Origin of the sequence: Gorillibacterium terrae, assembly GCF_051594785.1 — a bacterium.
GTDB lineage: Bacteria > Bacillota > Bacilli > Paenibacillales > NBRC-103111 > Gorillibacterium.
This window is the reverse complement of sequence record NZ_JBPPGI010000001.1, coordinates 1,752,086-1,771,516: the sequence shown is the minus strand read 5'-3', so window position 1 is coordinate 1,771,516 and position 19,431 is coordinate 1,752,086. Positions and strand designations below refer to the sequence as shown.

The 19,431-nt window shown below is 60.2% G+C and carries 25 protein-coding genes; 1 reads left to right on the top strand and 24 read right to left on the bottom strand.

The annotated features are described in order from the left end of the window. Positions 1-19: 19 nt before the first annotated feature. The 15 genes from ACSEXS_RS07785 to ACSEXS_RS07715 form a co-directional block, all read right to left on the bottom strand. Positions 20-235, bottom strand: a complete 216-nt coding sequence (locus ACSEXS_RS07785; RefSeq protein ID WP_438432593.1) for a hypothetical protein — start codon at positions 233-235, stop codon at positions 20-22. Between the two features lie 84 nt (positions 236-319). Then, positions 320-1,189 carry a radical SAM/SPASM domain-containing protein gene (locus tag ACSEXS_RS07780; protein ID WP_438432592.1) on the bottom strand — a complete coding sequence of 290 codons (870 nt, stop codon included), beginning with the start codon at positions 1,187-1,189 and terminating at the stop codon, positions 320-322. Positions 1,190-1,355: 166 nt separating this feature from the next. Then, entirely contained in the window at positions 1,356-1,865 is a 510-nt protein-coding gene (locus ACSEXS_RS07775) for a general stress protein (RefSeq protein ID WP_438432591.1), read from the bottom strand. Between the two features lie 96 nt (positions 1,866-1,961). Continuing rightward, positions 1,962-4,100 carry an acyltransferase family protein gene (locus ACSEXS_RS07770; protein ID WP_438432590.1) on the bottom strand — a complete coding sequence of 713 codons (2,139 nt, stop codon included), beginning with the start codon at positions 4,098-4,100 and terminating at the stop codon, positions 1,962-1,964. A 298-nt stretch (positions 4,101-4,398) separates the two neighbouring features. Further along, positions 4,399-4,863, bottom strand: coding sequence for a Fur family transcriptional regulator (locus ACSEXS_RS07765; RefSeq protein ID WP_438432589.1), 465 nt, complete (start codon positions 4,861-4,863; stop codon positions 4,399-4,401). Positions 4,864-4,921: 58 nt separating this feature from the next. Further along, positions 4,922-5,689: an MBL fold metallo-hydrolase gene (locus ACSEXS_RS07760; RefSeq protein ID WP_438432588.1), complete on the bottom strand. Its 768-nt coding sequence runs from the start codon at positions 5,687-5,689 to the stop codon at positions 4,922-4,924. Between the two features lie 24 nt (positions 5,690-5,713). Beyond that, the gene (locus ACSEXS_RS07755; RefSeq protein WP_438432587.1) at positions 5,714-6,886 is read right to left on the bottom strand and encodes a hypothetical protein; all 1,173 of its coding nucleotides are present in this window, start codon (positions 6,884-6,886) and stop codon (positions 5,714-5,716) included. Then, positions 6,879-7,433: an RNA polymerase sigma factor gene (locus ACSEXS_RS07750; protein ID WP_438432586.1), complete on the bottom strand. Its 555-nt coding sequence runs from the start codon at positions 7,431-7,433 to the stop codon at positions 6,879-6,881. The genes ACSEXS_RS07755 and ACSEXS_RS07750 overlap by 8 nt, the downstream gene beginning before the upstream one ends. Before the next feature lie 168 nt (positions 7,434-7,601). Continuing rightward, positions 7,602-8,702, bottom strand: coding sequence for a GerAB/ArcD/ProY family transporter (locus ACSEXS_RS07745; protein ID WP_438432585.1), 1,101 nt, complete (start codon positions 8,700-8,702; stop codon positions 7,602-7,604). 17 nt (positions 8,703-8,719) lie between these two features. Then, positions 8,720-8,935 (bottom strand): hypothetical protein, encoded by a 216-nt coding sequence (locus ACSEXS_RS07740; protein WP_438432584.1) that lies wholly within the window; start codon positions 8,933-8,935, stop codon positions 8,720-8,722. A gap of 1 nt (position 8,936) precedes the next feature. Continuing rightward, the gene (locus ACSEXS_RS07735) at positions 8,937-10,067 is read right to left on the bottom strand and encodes a Ger(x)C family spore germination protein (RefSeq protein WP_438432583.1); all 1,131 of its coding nucleotides are present in this window, start codon (positions 10,065-10,067) and stop codon (positions 8,937-8,939) included. Between the two features lie 13 nt (positions 10,068-10,080). Further along, positions 10,081-11,625 (bottom strand): spore germination protein, encoded by a 1,545-nt coding sequence (locus ACSEXS_RS07730; protein ID WP_438432582.1) that lies wholly within the window; start codon positions 11,623-11,625, stop codon positions 10,081-10,083. A gap of 183 nt (positions 11,626-11,808) precedes the next feature. Further along, complete coding sequence (gene lipA / locus ACSEXS_RS07725; protein ID WP_438432581.1) at positions 11,809-12,708, bottom strand: lipoyl synthase; 900 nt, start codon at positions 12,706-12,708, stop codon at positions 11,809-11,811. Continuing rightward, positions 12,705-13,427 carry a lipoyl(octanoyl) transferase LipB gene (lipB, locus tag ACSEXS_RS07720; protein ID WP_438433108.1) on the bottom strand — a complete coding sequence of 241 codons (723 nt, stop codon included), beginning with the start codon at positions 13,425-13,427 and terminating at the stop codon, positions 12,705-12,707. The genes lipA and lipB overlap by 4 nt, the downstream gene beginning before the upstream one ends. A 204-nt stretch (positions 13,428-13,631) precedes the next feature. After that, positions 13,632-14,138 carry a ferritin gene (locus ACSEXS_RS07715; protein WP_438432580.1) on the bottom strand — a complete coding sequence of 169 codons (507 nt, stop codon included), beginning with the start codon at positions 14,136-14,138 and terminating at the stop codon, positions 13,632-13,634. A 142-nt stretch (positions 14,139-14,280) separates the two neighbouring features. Here ACSEXS_RS07715 and ACSEXS_RS07710 point away from each other — a divergent pair, with 142 nt between their 5' ends. Further along, positions 14,281-15,081 (top strand): sugar phosphate isomerase/epimerase family protein, encoded by an 801-nt coding sequence (locus tag ACSEXS_RS07710; RefSeq protein WP_438432579.1) that lies wholly within the window; start codon positions 14,281-14,283, stop codon positions 15,079-15,081. 91 nt (positions 15,082-15,172) lie between these two features. On the opposite strand, the gene ACSEXS_RS07705 is transcribed toward ACSEXS_RS07710, so the two are convergent. From ACSEXS_RS07705 to ACSEXS_RS07665, 9 genes are all read right to left on the bottom strand, one after another. Next, positions 15,173-15,511 (bottom strand): histidine triad nucleotide-binding protein, encoded by a 339-nt coding sequence (locus ACSEXS_RS07705; RefSeq protein ID WP_438432578.1) that lies wholly within the window; start codon positions 15,509-15,511, stop codon positions 15,173-15,175. Between the two features lie 22 nt (positions 15,512-15,533). Then, complete coding sequence (locus ACSEXS_RS07700; protein WP_438432577.1) at positions 15,534-15,818, bottom strand: DUF3886 domain-containing protein; 285 nt, start codon at positions 15,816-15,818, stop codon at positions 15,534-15,536. Positions 15,819-15,891: 73 nt separating this feature from the next. Further along, positions 15,892-16,287, bottom strand: a complete 396-nt coding sequence (locus ACSEXS_RS07695) for a spore germination protein GerPE (protein ID WP_438432576.1) — start codon at positions 16,285-16,287, stop codon at positions 15,892-15,894. Between the two features lie 4 nt (positions 16,288-16,291). Then, positions 16,292-16,465: a spore germination protein GerPD gene (locus ACSEXS_RS07690; protein ID WP_438432575.1), complete on the bottom strand. Its 174-nt coding sequence runs from the start codon at positions 16,463-16,465 to the stop codon at positions 16,292-16,294. Next, on the bottom strand, positions 16,443-17,201 hold the full coding sequence (gerPC, locus tag ACSEXS_RS07685) for a spore germination protein GerPC (protein ID WP_438432574.1): 759 nt from the start codon (positions 17,199-17,201) through the stop codon (positions 16,443-16,445). The genes ACSEXS_RS07690 and gerPC overlap by 23 nt, the downstream gene beginning before the upstream one ends. A gap of 76 nt (positions 17,202-17,277) precedes the next feature. Further along, positions 17,278-17,478, bottom strand: a complete 201-nt coding sequence (locus ACSEXS_RS07680; RefSeq protein ID WP_438432573.1) for a spore germination protein GerPB — start codon at positions 17,476-17,478, stop codon at positions 17,278-17,280. Between the two features lies 1 nt (position 17,479). Next, positions 17,480-17,707 (bottom strand): spore germination protein, encoded by a 228-nt coding sequence (locus tag ACSEXS_RS07675; RefSeq protein ID WP_438432572.1) that lies wholly within the window; start codon positions 17,705-17,707, stop codon positions 17,480-17,482. Positions 17,708-17,779: 72 nt separating this feature from the next. After that, complete coding sequence (locus tag ACSEXS_RS07670; protein ID WP_438432571.1) at positions 17,780-17,944, bottom strand: hypothetical protein; 165 nt, start codon at positions 17,942-17,944, stop codon at positions 17,780-17,782. Positions 17,945-18,005: 61 nt separating this feature from the next. Then, positions 18,006-19,385: a methyltransferase domain-containing protein gene (locus ACSEXS_RS07665; RefSeq protein WP_438432570.1), complete on the bottom strand. Its 1,380-nt coding sequence runs from the start codon at positions 19,383-19,385 to the stop codon at positions 18,006-18,008. Positions 19,386-19,431: the final 46 nt, after the last annotated feature.

Below are 19,431 nucleotides of genomic sequence, written 5' to 3'. Positions count from 1 at the left end.
TCATCCCTCCAGCTTCACTTCAGCCATGCTTGACGGAAACGAGCAGCAGCTCCAGCTTGCCTTCGTCCACGTTTAAGCGCCCTTCGACCGTTTCGAATTCGCTTCCGTCCACGATCAGATAATTGACGTGATCGAGCGCTGCGACCATCGTCCGGCTCCAGAGCCGCTCTTCCAGAAGAAACAGCTCACCGGTTTCCAGCTTTTGATACAAGACGACCGGCATCCCTTCGTCCAAATTCTTCGCCTCCCCGTTTCCATTCCTGATGTCAATACGAAGCAGCCCTTCCCGATGTTTCGGAAACTTGCTTGTCGCTTCCGTTTAACCAAATTTCTTCCGGTACCCGCATTTGCGGCAGAGCTCCTCCACCGCCCGGCGCCGGGAAAACCCTTCCTTCAGCCGCAGCGCCCGCTCCGAGGCCAAGATCTCGGCGAAGGTCGCCTCGCCCAGCTGTCCCAGCGCAATGACGCCCTCGCCGTCCAGGCAGCACGGAACGACGGTTCCGTCGGCCAGAACGGCGGCGTGGCTTCGCAGCCCATGGCAAAAGCCCGTTCCGTCATCTTCCGGCGCGCTTAAGGACGGCCAATCGAAGACCAGATCGCGGTTTAAGTACACGCGCTCCGCCAGCTTGATTCCGCTGCCCGGCGCAAGCGGCCGCTCCAGGTCCCCGGCCTCCGGGAACCGCTCCGTTAGCCTCGCGAGCAGCAACCGGCTTTGATTCCAGCTTCCGCTTCCGTCCGCAGAGGCTTCCCCGTTCCAAAGCCGAAGCGATACGGCCGTTCCCCGGGAAGCCGCTTCCCCGGCAAACGCCAGAAGCGGATCGAGGTAGGCGGCCAGCCGGTCCGGATCGGCTCCTTCGAAGCTGTGCAGGGACAGGTTGATCTGCCGGAGCGCCGGTTTGCCGAGCAGCGCCGGGCGCGCTTTCGCAATCAGGGTTCCGTTGGTGGTAAGGACCGCCTGCATCCCTTCCTCCGCGCAGATGTCCAGCAGAAGCCCGAGCCTGGGATGCAGAAGCGGTTCGCCCTTCACATGCAGTGCAACGAGCGAGGTAAACGGCTTGACCTCCCGCAGCCTCCGGCGGAATTCGTCCGGTCCGACAAACTCGGCTCGGCGCGAGGTCGGCGGGCAAAAGGAGCAAGATAAATTGCAAACGCTGGCGATCTCGAGGTAAACCTTCTGAAACGGCTTCACGGCTCCGCCCCCCTCCTTTAAGCCGAGCGTTCGGCAGCGGCACATTCCTTGATTGTAGCAAAGTTTGACAGGTTCGGACAGCCGCTTCCCGGAAATCCCCTTAGGCAAAGAGCCTTCGCCGCGGAGGCGAAGGCTCTTCTCATATACCGATTGAAGCGGGCCGTTCTCAATCGTGCTCGTAGCGCGGAGAGTTCAAGGAACGGTACGTGCGGAAGGTGTCGTGCACGAGCGGGATTTGGTTCTCGTCGGCATCCACCAGTACGAGCAGCTTGCCCTCATTCACATAGGTGTCATATTCCTTCGCCTCGTCCTCGGGAATGCCAAGGCCGACCAAGCCGCCGACCAGGCCGCCGGTTCCCGCTCCCACGGCAGCGCCGGTGAGGGTAGCGGCGATCGGGCCTGCCGCAAGGATCGGGCCGATCCCGGGGATGGCCAGAGCGCCCAGGCTGGCGAGCAGTCCGGCAACGCCGCCCAGCACTCCGCCGGTGGCCGCGCCGGTCGCTGCGCCTTCCACGGCTTTCGTTCCGGTCTGGTCCGCCAGCTCGCCGACCTCATCTTTTTTCTTGCCGACGATGGAAATATCATTTCGGGCGATTCCGTGTCTCTGGAGGTCTTCAATGGCATTTGCCGCGTCCGTCTCGTTATCGAAAACACCTGCGATTTTACGGGTTGTCATGTTCGGATTCCTCCTTGGTCTCGTTGAAGGGTAAGCAGCTCAGCGCTTCCACGCATACTTACCCGCCGAGAGCGAATCGAAACCAAAGAACACTTCTCACTCGGAATCCAAGCCCTTGATTGCCAGCTTGGCATAGGCTTCGGCGCCGCCCGATTCCAGATGGACGCCGTCCGGTGCAAAATAGTCGTCGTGCCCGGCGCTGGCGGCGTACCAGTCCACCACCTTAGCATTCGGATAGTCCCCGACGACCCCGGCCAGCATCGAGTTAACGCTTGCTTCCCAGGGCCGGGGGACACGCACGTTGACGAAGATCACCTGCTCCGCATCCTGGAGGGAATCCAACAGCTTCACTAACTGCTTTTTGGTAAAAGCTCCGTTGGTGCCGAGGTTGAAGATGACCCGGTTGCCCAGCTTGCCGGAGGCCTTCAGGCTGTCGACGATGTCCTGCGCGTCCCACATCTGCCGGCCAATCTTGCCGTCCACGGCGATTCCCGGTACCAGCTTCTTGAGAAAGGGCTCGGCATCGAGCATAACCGAATCGCCGATCGCCGTCGTCCCGGTTCCGATGCCCGGCGTCGGAGCAGGCATCTCGGACGAGTCCGGCGAAGCGGACGGCGAGGGATGCTCGGGAACGGCGGACGGCGACGGCTTAGGAGTAACGGGCTTACCTGCTCCGGAGCCCGAGACCGCAGGCGGTGCAGAATACCCCGCCGAGGGCTTGCCTCCGGCAGCCGAAGGAGCCATGGACGGCGACGGCACCATAGTTCGCCCGGGACTCGGCTTGGCCGAGACCGCAGTCCCGCCCGCCGCCGAGGCCGTTGGGGTTGGGCGGCCGGGCGTGACGGACGGCGGCGGGCTATCCGGCCGCGGCTCTCCCGACGGGGTGGCGGGTGCCGGAGAAAATACCGGTGCGGACACGTCCGGGCCGGGCGAGGCCGAGCCGCTCGCCAGCGCCCCGGGCACGAGCTGCGAGGCGCAGCCGAAGAACAAGGAGAAGCCCAGGGCCAGGTAGCCCGCCTGGCGCAGCGCCAGCTTCCGGCCGCCGCGGCTGGCGAGGCTCTTCCGCAAGCGGGCAAGCGCTCCGTGGCGGATCGGTTCTTCGATATATCGGTAGGACAGCGCCGCCGCGATCAGGGTCGCCGCCACCTGAAGAAGGCTGCGGAGCAGACCGGTTCCCTGCGTATGGACGGCCGGACTGGTCAGCACGATGATCGGATAATGCCACAGGTAAATCCCGTAGGAGCGCTTGCCCAGCCACCGCAGCGGGCGGCATCCGAGCAGTGCCCCAAGGCCGCTCATGGGGTGGGCGACGGTGCCGATCAATACCGCGGTCAGCACCGACAGCAGCAGCAGGCCGCCCGGGTAGAGAGAAGCGCTGTATTGGTCCGTATGAAAGATCATCCACACGATTCCGGCCAGCGACAGCGCGCCGGAGGCTTCCAGCAGCAGCCGCTTTCGCGGCCGGAGAGGCTTCGCTCCCAGGCTGCCGCTCGGACGGATCACCGCGAGCGCGGCTCCGATCAGCAGACCGAAGGCGCGGGTGTCCGTTCCGTAGTAGACCCGGCTAGGGTCCAGCCCGGGAACGACCAGCAGCTTCATCAGCAGCGCCGACAGAAGCGCAAGCACCAGGGTCAGACCGATCAAGCGGCCGCGCTTGGGCGACAACCGGAGCGCAACCAGCAGAATGAGCGGCCAGAGCACATAGAACTGCTCCTCCACAGCCAGCGACCAGAGGTGACCGAGCGGCGACGGCGTCCCGAAGCTCTCGAAGTACGAGACCTGGTGGAAGATCAGCCGCCAGTTGTTGACATAGAACAGCGAAGCAAGCGCATCTCCGGAGAGCGAGGGAATGCGAAGGCCAGTGGCCGCCGTCCAGACGAGAGCCGCAGCCACCACCGTGAGCATGGCCGGAAGCAGGCGCCGCGCCCGCCGGAGCCAGAAGACGCCAAGCTTGACCGTGCCGGTTCGCTTCCAACCGGAAACGAGGATGTCCGTAATCAAATAACCGGAGAGGACGAAGAAAATCCCCACACCGAGCAGGCCGCCGGAGGCCCACCGTTCATTCAGGTGATAGAGAATGACGGCGGCTACTGCGATGACCCGCAGGCCATCCAATCCACCCATATAGCGGAGGGAGCCGGAACGGCTGCCCGAGGAAGCCGAATCCTCTGTATGGGAGCGGCGTGCCTGCACGGTGCGGGCGGAGGGTGAGGTGGAACGGTAAGACTTGCTCATGATGAAACGTCGCTCTCCTTTTCTCTCTATTGCAAGGAATGAAGCCATAACCTTTTTTCGACAATATTCGACAAGACCAAAAGACGCCGGAGCCGCTTCCCGGGCCTTGGACAACCTATTCGCTTCTTGGCCGGTCTGGTTTTAGGGAGAATGCGCGCTCATTGGGATATCCCTCCTCGTTGGATCGCTGTCATGAAAAAAGACGTCGAACCGGCGTCCCAAGTTTCACAATTTGCACAAAAAAATAGCGAAGGGGTTGATCGTATTCGATCAACCCCTCCGCGGCGTTCCGGCAGCCTTATCCGTTTCCGGCCGCGACGCCCTCTTTGCCGCTTGCCTGCCGGCTGCATTCTTCGCACAGGCCGTAAATTTCAAACCGGTGATTCATGATCTGGAAATGGCCCGGCAGCTGAACCATCTGGTCCATCGGGCAATAATCAAAGGTCAGCGTCTTCTCGCAGTTGACGCAGATTAAATGGTGATGGTGGTGATGGAGACAGCTTGCCTTGAATTTCAACCCGCCTTCCTGGAAATAAACCTGCTCCAGTACGCCCATCTCGCTGAGCATGCGCAGGTTGCGGTAAACCGTATCGAAGCTCACCCCGGGATAGGTCTCGCGCATCTGCTCGTAGACATCCTTCGGAGTCAGATATCCGTCCGTCTCGGAAAAGATTCGCGCGAGCGTTCGGCGTTGATCGGTGATTCTCCAGCCGCTCCGCGCCATGGCGTCCACCATTTCCTGAACCTGCTGATTTTGAGCCATGCGGCATCCCTTCCTTCGCGCGTTCTATGCCCATTGTGCCGCAGGAGTTGTCGAAAAGTCAAGACAGGCCGAGCGTCACGCTCTCTCCGTCCGCGGGCAGAAGCACCCGATCCGAGAGCCCCCGGCTCTTAAGAGCGGCCCTGAGGGCATCGCGCGTGACGAGGCAGTGGTTGATCGAATCCATATGGACGGCGATGATGCGGCTATCCGGCGTATACTCGGCCAACCGGATGACATCTTCTTCATCCATGGTGATCGGATCGCCTTCCGCGAAGCGGGCGCCTCCGGCGTTGACAACGATCCATTCCGGAGCGTACCGGTCGATCGCCTCCTTCACTTCCTCGCACCAGATCGTATCTCCGGCGATATAGAGCGAAGGATCTCCCTCCGTCGTAAGGACAAAGCCGGACACGGCGCCCATCCGTTCGCCGATGTCGCCGGTTCCGTGCCGACCGCCCGTTCGGCGGACGGTCACCCTTCCGATCCGAACGGACGCTTCCACCTCGCGGACCTGCCGGAAGCCCGCCTGCCGCAAAGCCGCTCCGGCGCCCGGCTGAGTGAACGCCGGGATATCCGGATCGAGCGAGCGGGCCGCCGTTTCGTCCCAATGATCGGCGTGTAGGTGAGTGACGAGAAGCGCATCCGGCTTCGGCAATTCCGCAAGCGGAAACGGCAGATCCACAAGCGGATTCCTCCGGTCATTGGCCGAACCCGCGATCGGAGGCCGACGGCCGGCCTCGTCGAGCATCGGATCGAGGAGGAACACGGTCCCTCCATAGGAGATCGCGAGCGTTGCATGGCGGATCAACTGCAAGGTTGCGGTCATATGGCATCCATCCTTTCGGGAAGGTTAAGGCAGCAGCTCCGATTCGCCGGCCTGAATCCACTTGGAAGCGTATTTCTCCAGCGCCCACTGGACCATCACCAGCTGCTCGCCTTTGTTGCGGGCCACGGTCAGAAGCGGTTGGTCTCCCGCCTGCGCCGAGAACTCGAAGAACTCAATGGAATGGTCGGTGAAGATGGCCATCAGGTCGCGGTCCGGCGAAGTAACCGAATCCGTCGCCTCCGGCTCGATGGCCAGAATGTCTTCCCAGGGACGGTCAAGCGTATCGTGATTGACAAGCCGATCCGACAGCTCGGTATTCACCAACGTGAGCGGAATACCGGCCGGAGTCAGGGGCTTGCTCTTCGGGTTGATCTCGAGCCCGGTTTCGGCCGAGCGGACAGCCGCCTTCCAGCTGCCTGTCTGGCGCAGAACCGTCCAGGAGTCGGAGGAATACCGGCCTTCGGTGAACTCGGAGAGATTCTGCCGGGAGAAGAGCGGGTCGCCTCCGTTCGCATATTCCTTCAGATCGACGTTCCACAGCTCGCTTGAGCCGGTGGCCGCATCCCCGGTTTCCAGCGACAAGTACTTGTTCCCCGCATACAGCAGCTTTTCCACGCGGACGGCCGGCTCTTTCGTTTCCGGAACGGCTTGCGTACCGATCGCCGTCGGACTCGGCGCCGCGGCTTTTCCCGCTTGGGCGATGTGCAGCGTCTTGCCCTCCGCCTTGGGGTCCGCCGCGTTGTCGATCTTCCAGAACACCTGGCCGTAAGGCACCAGAATGCCGTTTCCGGCGGCGACCGCCTTCACCTGGCCGTTCTGATTGGCCACCATCAGGCTGCGGTAGGTGGAATTTTGCTCGTTCGCCGCAGCATTATCCTGTCTAAGTCCGAGCAGCAGCACGGACTTGATCTCCTTCTTGTCGAGCACCTCCGTCAGCGGCGAGCCGGCATTCAGGCTCGCGTTGTTCGCCAGAGGCGCAGTATTCGGAAACAGCTCTACCCGCAACAGAACGAGCAGGCAGACCACGGTCATGCAAGCCGCCGCAATTCCGGCGAGCCGCCAATTGGGACGGGGCTTCGCCGCCGGCTTGCGGTCGATCTCCCTCATGATCCTCCGCTTGAGTTCAGGTTGAAATCCTTTTTCCGGGAACGGGTCCCGCTCCAGGCCTTTGAACCAATCATCGTGTTGGTTATTCATGAGACTGGTCCTCCTTCATCTTCATGATTTTGGAACGGGCGTGAAACAAACGGGATTTCACGGCCCCTTCCGTAATCCCCAGCATGACAGCAATCTCCTTCATGGCCAATTGATGGTGGCCGTATAGAATCAAGACTTCCCGGTATTTAACCGGGAGCCTCATCACCAATTCCCATATTTCCGAGACCGCGTATTGGCCCATGACCTCGTCCTCCGCCGACTTGCCCGCTGCGGTCTCTTCGATCGCTTCAAACAGGACAACCTTGCGGAAAAACGCCGAACGGCGGTAGTCGTAAGCCGTGTTCCGCGTGATCGTCAGCAGCCAGGACTTCAAAGAGCCTTCCTTGCGCAGCGTAAACAAGCTGCGGTAAGCCTTGAGGAAGACGTCCTGCGTGATATCGTCCGCCAGGTCTCGCTTGCGTGTGATACTGAAGGCATAATTCCAAACATCGTTTCCATATGAGTTCATCAGATCGGCGATGATCGCTTTGCGATCGTCGCTCTCCGTTATGGACTTCAGATAGTCCCATTCCACTTGAATGCTCATCCCCCAACCCCCCACAGAATAGACGATGCGGGGTTTGAAAAAGTTTGCTCGCCCTTCTAGTTGTATCACATTTCCATACAAAAGGCTCGAAAGATTTCTCTCTCGAGCGGGCAGAGCGGGATGGCGGCGGATGAACGGCAACCGCGGCGGCGGCTGAGGCGGCGGGAATTAAACGCCGCTTGAAGCGGACTTAAGCGCTTGGCCGCGCCGGTTCTTCACCTCGCCGATCAGCCAGAACAGCACGGGCAGGAAGCACTGAAAAGGAAATGCGTAATATTGGTAATATTCGTAGGCCCAATCGGTCATTTCCATCATGCTGTCGTAGATGAAGGAGGATTGGTAGATCATCAGCAGCCCGATCGGGACCAGGACGACCCGATACGAGGACAGCTTAAAGATCCGAGAAAGGCCCAGGCTTACCGCGTACAGGCAGATGCTCACCTTGACGAACAGAGCCGACACGAAGACGACGGCGGCCGAGCCTTCGATCCGCTGGATGAAGTCTCCGACGGAAATCCGGCTGACGGCCACATAGGAGGGAAAGTACATGCTGGAGACGACCTCCGCCCCGAGCACGGCCGTGTTGCGGATCGAGGTGAGCACCATGATGACCGCAGAGGCGATCAGGCAGCCCAGCATCACCTTATAGCTCATGCGGCCTTGCTTGAGGTACGGAAATAAGCTGAGAAACAGCACCGATTCGGCGAAGGGAAAGGAGCAGGCCGAAAATCCGGCTTTGATTACCGGAAGCCAGCCATTCTCGAGCACTGGCAACAGGAATTGCAGATTCAGCCGGGACAGCCCCAAGATCTGAACGAACAGGTACACGAACGCCATGCCGAAAGCGATGATCAGCGCGGACCGGCCCAACACCTTGATCCCTTCGAAGATCACCCAAATGCAGAGAAGGCCGATCATTCCCATCGGCACCAGCATCGGGGTCTCCGGCATGGACACGGATTTGGAAAATTCGCCGAAATTGCGGAGAACGAGCGATCCGAGATGAAATGCGTACCAGGCATACAGCAGCGCAACGATCCGGCCGAAGATCGGGCCGAACGCCGTGAACAGCATGTCAAACAAGTCCTTGCCGGAATAGAGCCGGTGGAGCCTTCCATACAGCAGAATCAACGGAAACGCCATCAGCATTCCGATCAGAATGGCGATCCAGTTGTCGCTCTGCGAGGCTCCGGCGCTGCCCATGAACAGCGAGGTTCCGACCAGGAAGAGAATCAGGATGCAGAACGCTTGGGTTTTGCTGAGCTCCATCGGGAACCGTCCTTTCCTCAACCAGACCTGTGGATGACGAGCTTAACCATCTTTTGAAGCGGTGCAGATGGGCTGGGAATGGGAATGTCCAACGCCATGAGCAGGGCCAGGATAAAACCGGCTGCATACAGGATGGCAGAGGCATAGAAATCCTTGCGTTTACCGGTTTTAAACCTCCGGTACGGGTCGGACAGCCCGAGGATGAGGTAAATGCCCAATACCAGCACAACCAACTCACTCCACCACCTTGATCGGCTCCGAGGTTTTGCCCGTGCTTTTAACGTTGACCTCCGCTGCGACCCGGACGTCGAGCTTCCGGAATTCCTCGTGCCAGTTCGAACGGTATCGTTTCCAGAGCTCTGGATGGTGCTCGTGAATGTAGTTGCCGAATCCGAAGATATCCGCGCCGTACTGGCTCTGAACCCGTTCGATATGCTCGGAAATCCGCCTCTCCAGCGTCTTGGAGGCTCTGGCTTCCAGCTCGTCGCGCTCTTTTCTCGTGTAGAACGGCTCCTCCTCGCGAACCTCGTCCAGGCTGACTTCGGTTTTGATCCGAAGCAAAAAGACCGGCTTGCCGTTTTTGAAAACGAGCGATTTGGCGGTCTTGCTGGAGTCGATTTCCAGGCTGATCGCATTCTTCATGGTCTTTCCGTCGATAACGAGAGCTCCCCCCCGGATGAGGTCCTTGACGAACAAGCAGTATAGGGTCTGCTCCCCGTCCAGATCTCCGACGTATTTGCCGAGTTCCAATACAGCCAAGCCTTCCACCTGCTCGGTCCAACCCTTCTCAAACGGAACCAGTCGGACGAGCGGCGCCGTCGGCGATTTGCCGGTCCGCTCGATGCGGTTGATCATGTCCCAGATTTCCACCATGGGCGCCCGCTCCAGGTTCTTTTCTTTTTTGAGAATATCGGCAATTTCAAAGGAAATGATCCGCCGCTTGCCGATAGCGGGATTAAAAATATCCTTCGCCTTTCCGTGATCGGCGATCAGCACGAACATGTCGGCCCGGGTCTCCGTATCGCGGGCGAACCAGTCCAAATAACGGTTGACGCCTTCCCTCGTAATCTCCTTGCTCAAAATGATGATCTTGGCATGGCTCCAATAGAGCCTCTTGCCGGTGACGGAGATGAAATCCCGGACAATGTTAAACATGGAATCGCCCGTCATGGTAATCACGTGGCTGCTGTTGGCCGAATTCTTGCTGCTGTTCTGCACGTCGACGACTTCCACCGTCAGCATGATTTGCCCGTCTTGCTCCCCCTTGTCAATAGCGAGTCCGCTGACGATCATCAGGCTGTCCAATTCCCGGTAACTCCAGCAGCCCGTAAGAGTTGCAGCCAGCAGCGCAGCGGCGGCCAACACGGCAATGAGTCGGTTAATGCCGCCTCCCCCCTTGCCCTCCCGTCTGGCGAACGCGGTTTTTCCAGGCGATGCGGGCCGGGCGGAGCTTCATATCCCACCAGGGAGACCGGATCACGGTGTCCTCGATCATCTCGGCATTGATTTCCGTAAGCGGCGAGGCATAAACGACACCGAAAGACCGGAGGCTCATCACGTGGATGAGCAGGCCGATCAGCCCCATCAAATACCCGTATAGGCCGATAAACGATGACAGGAACAACAGAAGGAAGCGGATGACGATGGTCGCACCCTGCAGCTTGATGGTGAGCAAAGCCGTAATCCCGGTAAGGCCGACGACGATGACCATCGGCGCGCTGACAATGCGGGCATCGACGGCGGCCTGGCCCAGAACCAGAGCGCCGACGATGCTGACGGCCTGGCCGACCGGCGCCGGAATGCGGGTTCCGGCCTCCCGCAGAATCTCGAAGATGACGATCATCAGGACGGCCTCCAGGATGGTGGGAAAGGGAATGCCTCTTCGCGATTCCGAAATGCTGAGCAAAAGCGGTGTCGGGATCATCTCCTGATTGAAGGTAACGAGCGCCACATAGATCCCCGGAATGCTGATGGACAGCAACGCGCCGAGAAACCGGATCATCCGGTTAAAGGAGGTTTGAATGTAGTTGTTGTAGTAGTCCGCAGGCACTTGAAAGTACTCCACCAACAGAAAGGGAACCGTCAGGACATTCGGACTGCCGTCTACGAAAATCGCCACCCTTCCTTCCAGCAGCTTGCCCGCCACCGCATCCGGCCGTTCCGTGAACCCGACGGTGTCGAACGGAGAATAGGGATTATCCTTGATCAGCTCCTGGATGGTACCGGAATCGAGGATGCCGTCGATGTCGATACTCTCCAGCCGCTTGATGAGCTCCCGGACGATTTTGTCCGACGCGACATCCTCCAGATACGCCACGCAGGTGTTCGTCCGGGTCCGCTGCCCGATCTCCATGTAGAGGAATTTGAGCTTATCCTGCTTGATCCGCTTGCGGACCAGCGACAGATTCGTGCTGATCGATTCGGTGAAGCCCTCGCGCGGACCGCGGATCAGCTTCTCCGATTCGGGCTCGGTAATCGAACGCGTTTTGCTCCCGGCTGTTCCAACGACGAGCACCCGCTCGCAGCCCTCTGCGAACAAGAGCGTGTCGCCGGAGAGCAATGCCGACAGAACGAGATCCGGATCGTCGGACAGCTTGATGCGCCCCACCGAAACCGCGCGGCTTTTCAAGAGCTCCAAGACATCCCGATTCTCCCCTTCTCCGTTGTCCGCAAACCCGAGGATGGGCTGAATCACAAACTGGCTGACCCGTTCCGGCTTGGCCAGTCCCTCGAGGAAAACCGCACAGCCCGGCACCGGCTTCGCGGTACGGATCTCGAGCCGATGAAAGAACAGCGCTTCGTCGCCCCGGAACCGATCCTCAAGCTGGTTCAGGTTGTCCTCCAAGGATGCGCTGATCCGGAAAGGGCTTTGCACGGGCGCCTTCAGGTTCGCACCGCTCTCTTCGTTCGATCGCTTGTTCAAGCCGCCCACTCCTTCCGCCGGATTCTTCCCATGAAATCTTTCCCATGCCGGCCGATTTCCATTCGGCGCCGAATTTCCGAAACCGGGCAGGCAGCCCATCCGGCCAAACCAAAAAGCGCCAGCGCGGGACTGCTCCCTCGCTGACGCTGACTGGTACCCGTTGTTCTTCAAGCGACTTCGGTTTTACCGATGGGCCGACGCCGCCGTGGCTTCCCGCCCTTTGGCGGACTCCACTTGCTCGTGGGCGTGATACGAGCTGCGCACAAGCGGCCCCGATTCGACATGGCGGAAGCCCCGTGCGAGGCCTTCCTGCTTCAACCGGGCAAATTCGTCGGGATGGTAATACTTCTCGACGGCCAGATGCTGCGGGGTGGGTTGAAGGTACTGGCCGACCGTCAGGATCGAGCAATCGACCTCCCGCAAATCGTCCATCGCCTGGAGAATTTCATCCCACTCCTCGCCGACGCCGAGCATGATGCTGGATTTGGTGGGAATCGCCGGCGCCATCTCCTTGGACCGGCGCAGCAGCTCCAGCGACCGGCGGTACTTGGCCTTTGCGCGCACGCGGTCCGATAACCGTTCCACGGTCTCGATGTTGTGGTTGAGGATGTCGGGCTTCGCGTCCATCACCGTCTGCAGGGCTTCCCGGCTTCCCTGGAAATCGGGAATCAGCACCTCGACCGAGCAGAAGGGCAGCTTACGGCGTACCGCCCGGATCGTCTCGGCGAAGATCGCAGCGCCACCGTCGGCCAGATCGTCCCGCGCGACGGAGGTAATGACGCAGTGGCGAAGCCCCATCTGGGCCGCCGAATCGGCCACACGCTCCGGTTCCTCGAGGTCATACTCCGTCGGCAGGCCCGTGTTCACGGCGCAGAAGCGGCAGGCCCGGGTGCAGACGCTGCCGAGAATCATGAAGGTGGCCGTCCGGTTGGCCCAGCACTCGAACAGATTCGGACAGCGCGCTTCCTCGCAGACCGTATGTAGGGTTTTGTCCCGCATCATCGACTTGATTTCCTGATAGTTGTCGCCCGTATTGAGCTTGATCCGGATCCAGTCCGGCTTGGGCAGCTTGGCCTTGCTCATGCTTCTTCCTCCCTTCGATCCGGCAACATCGTTGCCGGATAGCCAAATACTTCAGTCCAATGGGGCAAGAGCTCAACCGCCGCTTGCCGGACCGTGATTGATCGTCCCAGGCATTCCTCCAGCGAGGTCACGCCATAATCGCGGATTCCGCAGGGAACGATACCGGCGAAGCCCTCGTTCTCGATGCCTGCCTTGATGTTGAAGGCAAACCCGTGGCTGGTGACGAAGCCCCTGCGCATCCGGCTGCGATTGGCCTTGACGCCGATCGCCGCGATCTTGCGGTCGCCGACCCAGACTCCGGTGTAATCCGGCTTGCGTCCCGCCGAGATGCCCAAGGAGGCCAGGTAACGGATCAGCGCTTCCTCCAAATCTCGCAGATAGGCGTGCAGGTCGATGCCCGGTCCGCTCAGCCGAAGAATCGGGTAGCCGACCAATTGGCCGGGGCCGTGATAGGTGATGTCGCCGCCCCGGTCGATTTCGAACAAGCCGATGCCCCGCCGGGCCAATTCCTCCCGATCGAGCAGCAGATGCTCGGGATGCCGCTGCGAGCCGACAGTGTACGTGGGCGGGTGCTCCAGGAGCAGCAGGGTGTCCTCCCGCACTCCCAAGTCCACCTCCCGGACCAGCCGCATCTGCAAATCCCAGGCCGTTTGATACTCCTGTCGTCCGAGCCAGGCGGCCTGAAGGCTCTTATGGTTCGCCGCTTGTTCCATGTCCATCTCCACTTGCGTCGACCTCTTTCATGGAAGCTATTGGTGAGAATCATTATCGCACAACAGTATACCCGATGAAGCTCGGGGGTTCAAATAATTTTCCGCTAATTCCCAACAAATTGCGTATGACGAAAAAAGCCGCCCGCGCCCGTGTTCGAGCGCGAAACGGCTTTCATTGCGGGTTAAACGGACAAGGCGAATCGCCGGCGATTACAGAGCCGCGGCGGTCGTGCCCCGTTTGCCCAGCTCGGCGTCCAGGATGAAGAGGGCGTTGCCGTCGTTGCCGATGCGGCGCAGCCGCTGAACGATGCTGTCGACCGTCGATTCCTCTTCTACCTGCTCGTCGATGAACCACTTCAGGAACTGGTAGGTTGCATGCTCATGGTCGGCCAAGGCGATATCCGAAATTGCATAAATCCGGCGGGTGACTTCCTGCTCATGCGCGTAAGCCGCTTCGAATGCGCCCAGAACCGAGCGAATCTCGTTGTTCGGGCTTTCCATACCGGTGATGATGGCCCGTTTGCCGACGGCGTTGATGAACCGGAAAATCTTCATGCCGTGCTCCGTTTCCTCTTCCGCCTGGCGGATGAACCAATTGGAGAACCCGTCCCAGCTCTCCGAGGCGCAGTAGGCGGCAAGCGCCAAATAAGACTGCGCGGAATAGAACTCAAAATTCATTTGTTCGTTTAATTTCTCAAGCAACTCATCACTGATCATAGCGAACCCTCTCCCTTCCTACCCATCTTTTTCTATTATAGCATTTCAGAGCGGCAGACGAAAATCACCCTCGAAAAATATCGCAAGCGCTTTCTCTTTTGCTATAATCGAGTGGCACGATATCCAGGAGAGGAAGCGTTGCATGCTTACGATTTATGATTGGTTTGGGTATGAGCTGCCGATAGAGGACCGCTATCGGTTGATAAAAGAAGCCGGATTTGACGGCGTAATGCTGTGGTGGAGCGATGACTTTGGCCGTGACCGGCATGGTCGGGGCGATTATCGAAACGGGCCCCAATTGGCGAGGGAAACGGGTCTTATTGTCGAGAATATCCATACACCGGTCCTCAACCAGAATAACCTCTGGCTGGATAATCTGGACGGAGAAGCCTTATCCGCTTGCTATATGCAATGCGTTGCCGATTGCGCCGAATTCGAGATTCCGGCGATGGTGGTGCATCTGCCCGATGAGAATCATCCCTATACCGCCTTGGGACTAGACCGAATCAAGCGAATAGCCGAAACCGCCGAACGGCTTGGGGTCAATGTCGCGTTGGAGAACTTATGGAACCTTACCAATTTGGCGCATGTGCTGGAACAGGTAGATTCCCGGCGGATCGGCTTCTGCTATGACTGCGGGCATCATTACAGCTACTTCCCGGACCACGATCTATTAAATCGGTACGGCTCCCAGTTGATGGCTCTGCATCTGCATGACATCGGCGGAGCTCGGGCCCAACATCAGCTGCCCTTCGACGGTCCTATCGATTGGGAAACCGCGATGAAGAAGCTGGCGAAAACGGGTTACTCCGGCGCTACCGCCATCGAGGCGATGAATTGGGACTATGAAGCGTTAACGGCCGAAGCGTATTTACATAAAGCGGTTGATCGGGCAAAAAGGTTGGACGCCTTGAGACGTTATCGGCCATCCTCCGTAAACTGACCCGCATCCGCCCGGTTCGTTCCTCTCGGTAATCCCGGCGGATTCCCGCCCGGCAAAAAGGCTGCCCGCTTTGCGGACAGCCTTTTTTTGCTTACGCCTTCCATTCCAGCTGTCGGCCGCCGATCACGTGGAAGTGAAGATGCGGAACGGTCTGTTGGCCGTCCGAGCCGATGTTGGAGATGATCCGGAACCCGCTCTCCGCCACTCCCGTCGCTCGGGCGACCTCCCGAATGGCATGGTGAAGCTGGGCCAACAGCTCGGCGTCTCCCTCTCCCAGCTCCATCGCCGAAGCGATATGCTTCTTGGGGATGGTCAGGACATGCACCGGGGCGATCGGCGAAATATCGTGAAACGCCACCACATGCTCATCCTCGTATACCTTCTTCGAAGGAAGCTCTCCGTTTACGATCTTGCAGAAAATGCAATCCATTCCTGCCCCGTCCCTTCCGGACTCACTCGCCCGATGATTTGTACGTCTTCCAGTCCAGCTTGCTGTTCTCCAGCAGATAGGCAAAGTCGTTGTTGCGCCGCTCTTCTTCCGCCTTGCGGACCTCCTCCGCCTTCTTGCGCTCCTCCAGCCGGCGCGCTTCCTCCGCCGTTCGCTGGGCTTCCGCCTGGCTCTTGGCCTGCGCCTTCAATTGATCCCGGATTTCCGGGCGGATCAGATCCGCCAGGGTCGCAGGCTTGTCCGCCTGCTCGGGACGCGGGACTGGAGCTTGTTTCCTCTTCTTCGCCATGGTATCACCTCGAATCGCTCTCATTATAGCAGAAACCCGCCATCCGCGAGAACTCCTCGCGTGAAGGCGGGCTTCAGCGGACCTCATCCGGCGCCGGCGCTCCGGGGGTCTGGGAGGCGAGCTGCCGGAACTGCTTGACGCGGAACTCTGCGTCTACCGTGTGGGTCGAGCCCGCTTGCAGCACGGCCGAGGTCGAGATGCTCTTGATCTGGATGAAATCGACGCGGATGACGCCCTCGTCCCGCTTGGTGACCCGCACGTCCGTCGGGACGGGAAGACGCGGCCACCGCCGGCGGAAGATCGGGTAATCGGCAAAGCTTCCTTCGTTGCCGTAATACGACGTGAAATCGCGCCGAACCGCGATCGCCTGCGTGCGGGGAACGATCGCACAGTTGTCCCCGATGAACACGGTGGACGCATAGGAGACGTTGTCGATGTCGATAAAGCCGATAACGGATAGCCGCGTCACCGGATCACCTCGGCGGCGGCAGCGGCACGATTGGTCCGACTGCCTCGGGCGGGGTATCGGCCATCGCCGACAGGTTGATGTTGCAGGCGTCTCCGACGAGCAGCAGGGACGAGCTGGCCACGCCGATTACCCGGATGACGCCGATATGAATATCCTTATTGACCACCTGCAGGTTCATCGGCTTCCTCCTCCGCCCGGCGGATTTCTTCCATGTGGGTGCGGATCGCCAGGTCCACATCCCGCTTGACCTGCTCTGCGATCCGCTCCAGATCGGGAATCCCGGCGGAGTCCAACTGCTTCTGCGCCTCCGCCAAATAATAATTCATCCGGTCGCCGACCTGGCCGCGCAGCGAATCGGCCATCCCCTGCCGGTAAGCGGGCTCGATCGGCAATTGGAACGTGCGGGCGTATTGCTCGATCATCCGGGGCAGCTCTTCGGCCATAAACCGATCTACCGAACGGTAAGGGTCGGCGTTCGCCGGAATTCCGGGCATCCCGAATCGGACCTCCTCCCCGCCTCCCGGAGGGGCGGAACCGGAAGCGCCGGAGACGGCCGTATCCGCCTCGTCATCGGATGAGCTGTCGTCCGGAGGACTCTCGGCGGACGGCGGGGCCCCGGGCGAGCCCGAATCAGTCCAGCCGACATCGAAGGCTTCTTTGGAGCCGCTCTGCCACTGCTTGATCAGGTCCTGGCTGCCGGCGGGCGAAATCCCGATATGGAGCGCCCCCTCCAGCTTCTCTACCTTGAGCTGGTCGAACCGGTAGTCGATCCGGTCAATCCGGGTCTGCGGAACCGCTCCGAGCTTTCCGACCTTGTCGGCCAAGTCCTTGATCGCCGCTTCGAGCTCAAGAATCTTTCCGCTCTGCCAAGCAACCTGCTGCTGCAGTTGATAGAGCCGTCCATCCCAGTTCATCCCGCTCTCTCCTCTCCCCCTCAATGTATGCTTGGATGACTCCCGGCATACGGGAAAGCGGAGCGGGTCAACCCTTCTAGACACGAGGCGCAGGAAGCGGGACGACAATCGGGGAGACGCCTGCGGTTTCTTCCTCCGCCGCCGGGCCAAAGCCTCCCGTGTCGTGCAGATTGGCCAGAGCCTGGATCGAGCCCGCCGTTCCGATCTGCACGACTGAGGCGTTGCTCACCAAGTCGATTCGCAGCATGTGAATGCCAATCGTTTGATAGACGATCATCTTACGGGCTCGCCACCTTGGACAAGGAGTCGTCGATGCCATCCGGATCGTTCGTGACGGTCGCACTTACCGCATTGTTCGTGACGGGGAAATCTCCGGTATTGAAGGAGCCGGAACCGGCAAACGTCTTGGACGTGCTGGCGGGATTGAGGATCAGCGAATCACCGATGTGAACGATCGAGCTGGGGCCGACCGTATTGATCTTGAAGCCGCCTACGACGGAAGGCATGGGCAACATCCTTTGCCGGAAGATTCCTAAGCAGTGTATGCGCGGAGCGCCCAGACGGTTCCCTATGCCGCTTCAGGGACGGAACCTTCTCTTCTCGTCGATATACAGATCAAGCGCCTGAATGCCCCGATGCGCCAGCTTGACCAGCAGGACAAACAGATAGATGGCCGCTCCCAGAAAAACCAGGTTGATCAGCATGGCAAACAGGCTCAGTCCGCCTGCAAACGCCATCCCCATAACGGTTCCCTCCCCTCTACCAGGATATGGTACGATGTACGTTTCTATCCCGGCTATCGTTTCATTTGGCTTCCAATTCCCGCTTCTTCCCGGCTAAGCTGCGAATCCGATAGACCCGTCCGGGGTCATCCGCGGTCGGAAACGGTTCAATCCAACTTCGTTCCTCGCCAATTTCGCACCCCGCTGCCATGTCCCGAAGCTCATCCCGGGTAAAAAAATGCCCGTACTTTCCCGGCTTGTACGCAAAAGTGCCTTCCTCCAAGCGCTCTCCCCGGCCGTTGTGGTCATCCTCGTCGGAAAAGCCGGTCACATACAGCAAGCCTCCCGGATTCAGCCAAGCGAGCAGCCGTTCCATGAGCCGCTTCCGGTCCTCCGAGAGGAACAGGTGGAGCAGATTGTAGGCGTATACCGCATCGTACCGGTCTCTCGCTCCTTCCGGGTCAAACACGGAGCAGCAGAGAAACCGCGTCGACGGGTCGAACCGCTCCCCGAGCCGGACCGCCGCTTCCGACACCTCGATTCCGTCTACCTCGAACCGGTCGGAGAAGACGCGGCTGTTGCGTCCATAGCCCGCTCCCGCCACAAGCACCGACCTGGCGCCGGAGCGGGCGAACCAGTCTGCCGCATCCTGCGCGGTGGGGCTGGGCTCTTCGTTCCAGATTTCGCCCTCCTCGGCGAACCGGTCCTCCCAGTAGCGGGCGATCCGGTTCGCTTCGGTTTCCCGCTCCAGGATGACAAACTGCCGCTTGCCGATCTTCCCGCCCTGCAGCCGCCGGTAAGCCGGATGGGCAAGCTTCTGCCCCTTGTCGGCGACGACGATGACCACACCGTCGGGATGGAGGCATTGGGTCAACTGGCCGAGGAAGGCCTGGACGGGCGACTCCGCAGCTCCCTGCCAATCCACGAGCCCGCCGTAAGGAAGGTCGGTTAGGACGAGATCGACCTCCCGGACCCCGGCGGGAGGCTCGGCGCCCGTGCTGTCGTGATGGTGAACGGCCCACTCGGGCTCCGGCGCGGATGCCCGCAGGGCCTTCAGCCGCTCGGCGCTCTGCAGCGCATCGCGATGGGAAGGCTTGCCGTAGAGCTCCGCCAGTTCCCCAATCTGGCGAATTCGCTCTTCCATGCCCTCCCGAGTCAGCAGCGCGAGGTTGCGGCGGGCGACCGGCAGCACCTCTTCGTTCAGATCGGCGCCGTCGATGCGGCTGAAGGCGCCCGGCTGCAGGAAGCCGAGCAGCGCCGTCAAGTAGCCGCCGCCGCAGAACGGATCATACAGCCGGCAGGGACCGGTGCGCCCCTTGCGGCGCAGCTCCGCGAGTCCGCGCTGCACGAGCTCGCTCGCCAGCCGGACAGGGAACGCTGTGGTTCCGTGCGCGCTGAACAAAACCCGGCCGCTGGCAAAATCCTCTTCGTTTCGTTTAACGGTTGCATAGCGGTATTCCAATGTTGTCTCTCCCTTTCCCGGTCGGCTTGTCTGCTGGAAGTATACC

Excerpts from the sequence above, each read along its gene's own strand:
- ACSEXS_RS07775 (WP_438432591.1), bottom strand. The coding sequence starts at position 1,865 with ATGACAACCCGTAAAATCGCAGGTGTTTTCGATAACGAGACGGACGCG.
- ACSEXS_RS07770 (WP_438432590.1), bottom strand. The coding sequence starts at position 4,100 with ATGAGCAAGTCTTACCGTTCCACCTCACCCTCCGCCCGCACCGTGCAG.
- ACSEXS_RS07765 (WP_438432589.1), bottom strand. The coding sequence starts at position 4,863 with ATGGCTCAAAATCAGCAGGTTCAGGAAATGGTGGACGCCATGGCGCGG.
- ACSEXS_RS07760 (WP_438432588.1), bottom strand. The coding sequence starts at position 5,689 with ATGACCGCAACCTTGCAGTTGATCCGCCATGCAACGCTCGCGATCTCC.
- ACSEXS_RS07755 (WP_438432587.1), bottom strand. The coding sequence starts at position 6,886 with ATGAATAACCAACACGATGATTGGTTCAAAGGCCTGGAGCGGGACCCG.
- ACSEXS_RS07750 (WP_438432586.1), bottom strand. The coding sequence starts at position 7,433 with ATGAGCATTCAAGTGGAATGGGACTATCTGAAGTCCATAACGGAGAGC.
- ACSEXS_RS07745 (WP_438432585.1), bottom strand. The coding sequence starts at position 8,702 with ATGGAGCTCAGCAAAACCCAAGCGTTCTGCATCCTGATTCTCTTCCTG.
- lipA (WP_438432581.1), bottom strand. The coding sequence starts at position 12,708 with ATGAGCAAGGCCAAGCTGCCCAAGCCGGACTGGATCCGGATCAAGCTC.
- lipB (WP_438433108.1), bottom strand. The coding sequence starts at position 13,427 with ATGGACATGGAACAAGCGGCGAACCATAAGAGCCTTCAGGCCGCCTGG.
- ACSEXS_RS07715 (WP_438432580.1), bottom strand. The coding sequence starts at position 14,138 with ATGATCAGTGATGAGTTGCTTGAGAAATTAAACGAACAAATGAATTTT.
- ACSEXS_RS07710 (WP_438432579.1), top strand. The coding sequence starts at position 14,281 with ATGCTTACGATTTATGATTGGTTTGGGTATGAGCTGCCGATAGAGGAC.
- ACSEXS_RS07705 (WP_438432578.1), bottom strand. The coding sequence starts at position 15,511 with ATGGATTGCATTTTCTGCAAGATCGTAAACGGAGAGCTTCCTTCGAAG.
- ACSEXS_RS07700 (WP_438432577.1), bottom strand. The coding sequence starts at position 15,818 with ATGGCGAAGAAGAGGAAACAAGCTCCAGTCCCGCGTCCCGAGCAGGCG.
- ACSEXS_RS07690 (WP_438432575.1), bottom strand. The coding sequence starts at position 16,465 with ATGAACCTGCAGGTGGTCAATAAGGATATTCATATCGGCGTCATCCGG.
- gerPC (WP_438432574.1), bottom strand. The coding sequence starts at position 17,201 with ATGAACTGGGATGGACGGCTCTATCAACTGCAGCAGCAGGTTGCTTGG.
- ACSEXS_RS07680 (WP_438432573.1), bottom strand. The coding sequence starts at position 17,478 with ATGATCGTCTATCAAACGATTGGCATTCACATGCTGCGAATCGACTTG.
- ACSEXS_RS07675 (WP_438432572.1), bottom strand. The coding sequence starts at position 17,707 with ATGCCTTCCGTCGTAGGCGGCTTCAAGATCAATACGGTCGGCCCCAGC.
- ACSEXS_RS07670 (WP_438432571.1), bottom strand. The coding sequence starts at position 17,944 with ATGGGGATGGCGTTTGCAGGCGGACTGAGCCTGTTTGCCATGCTGATC.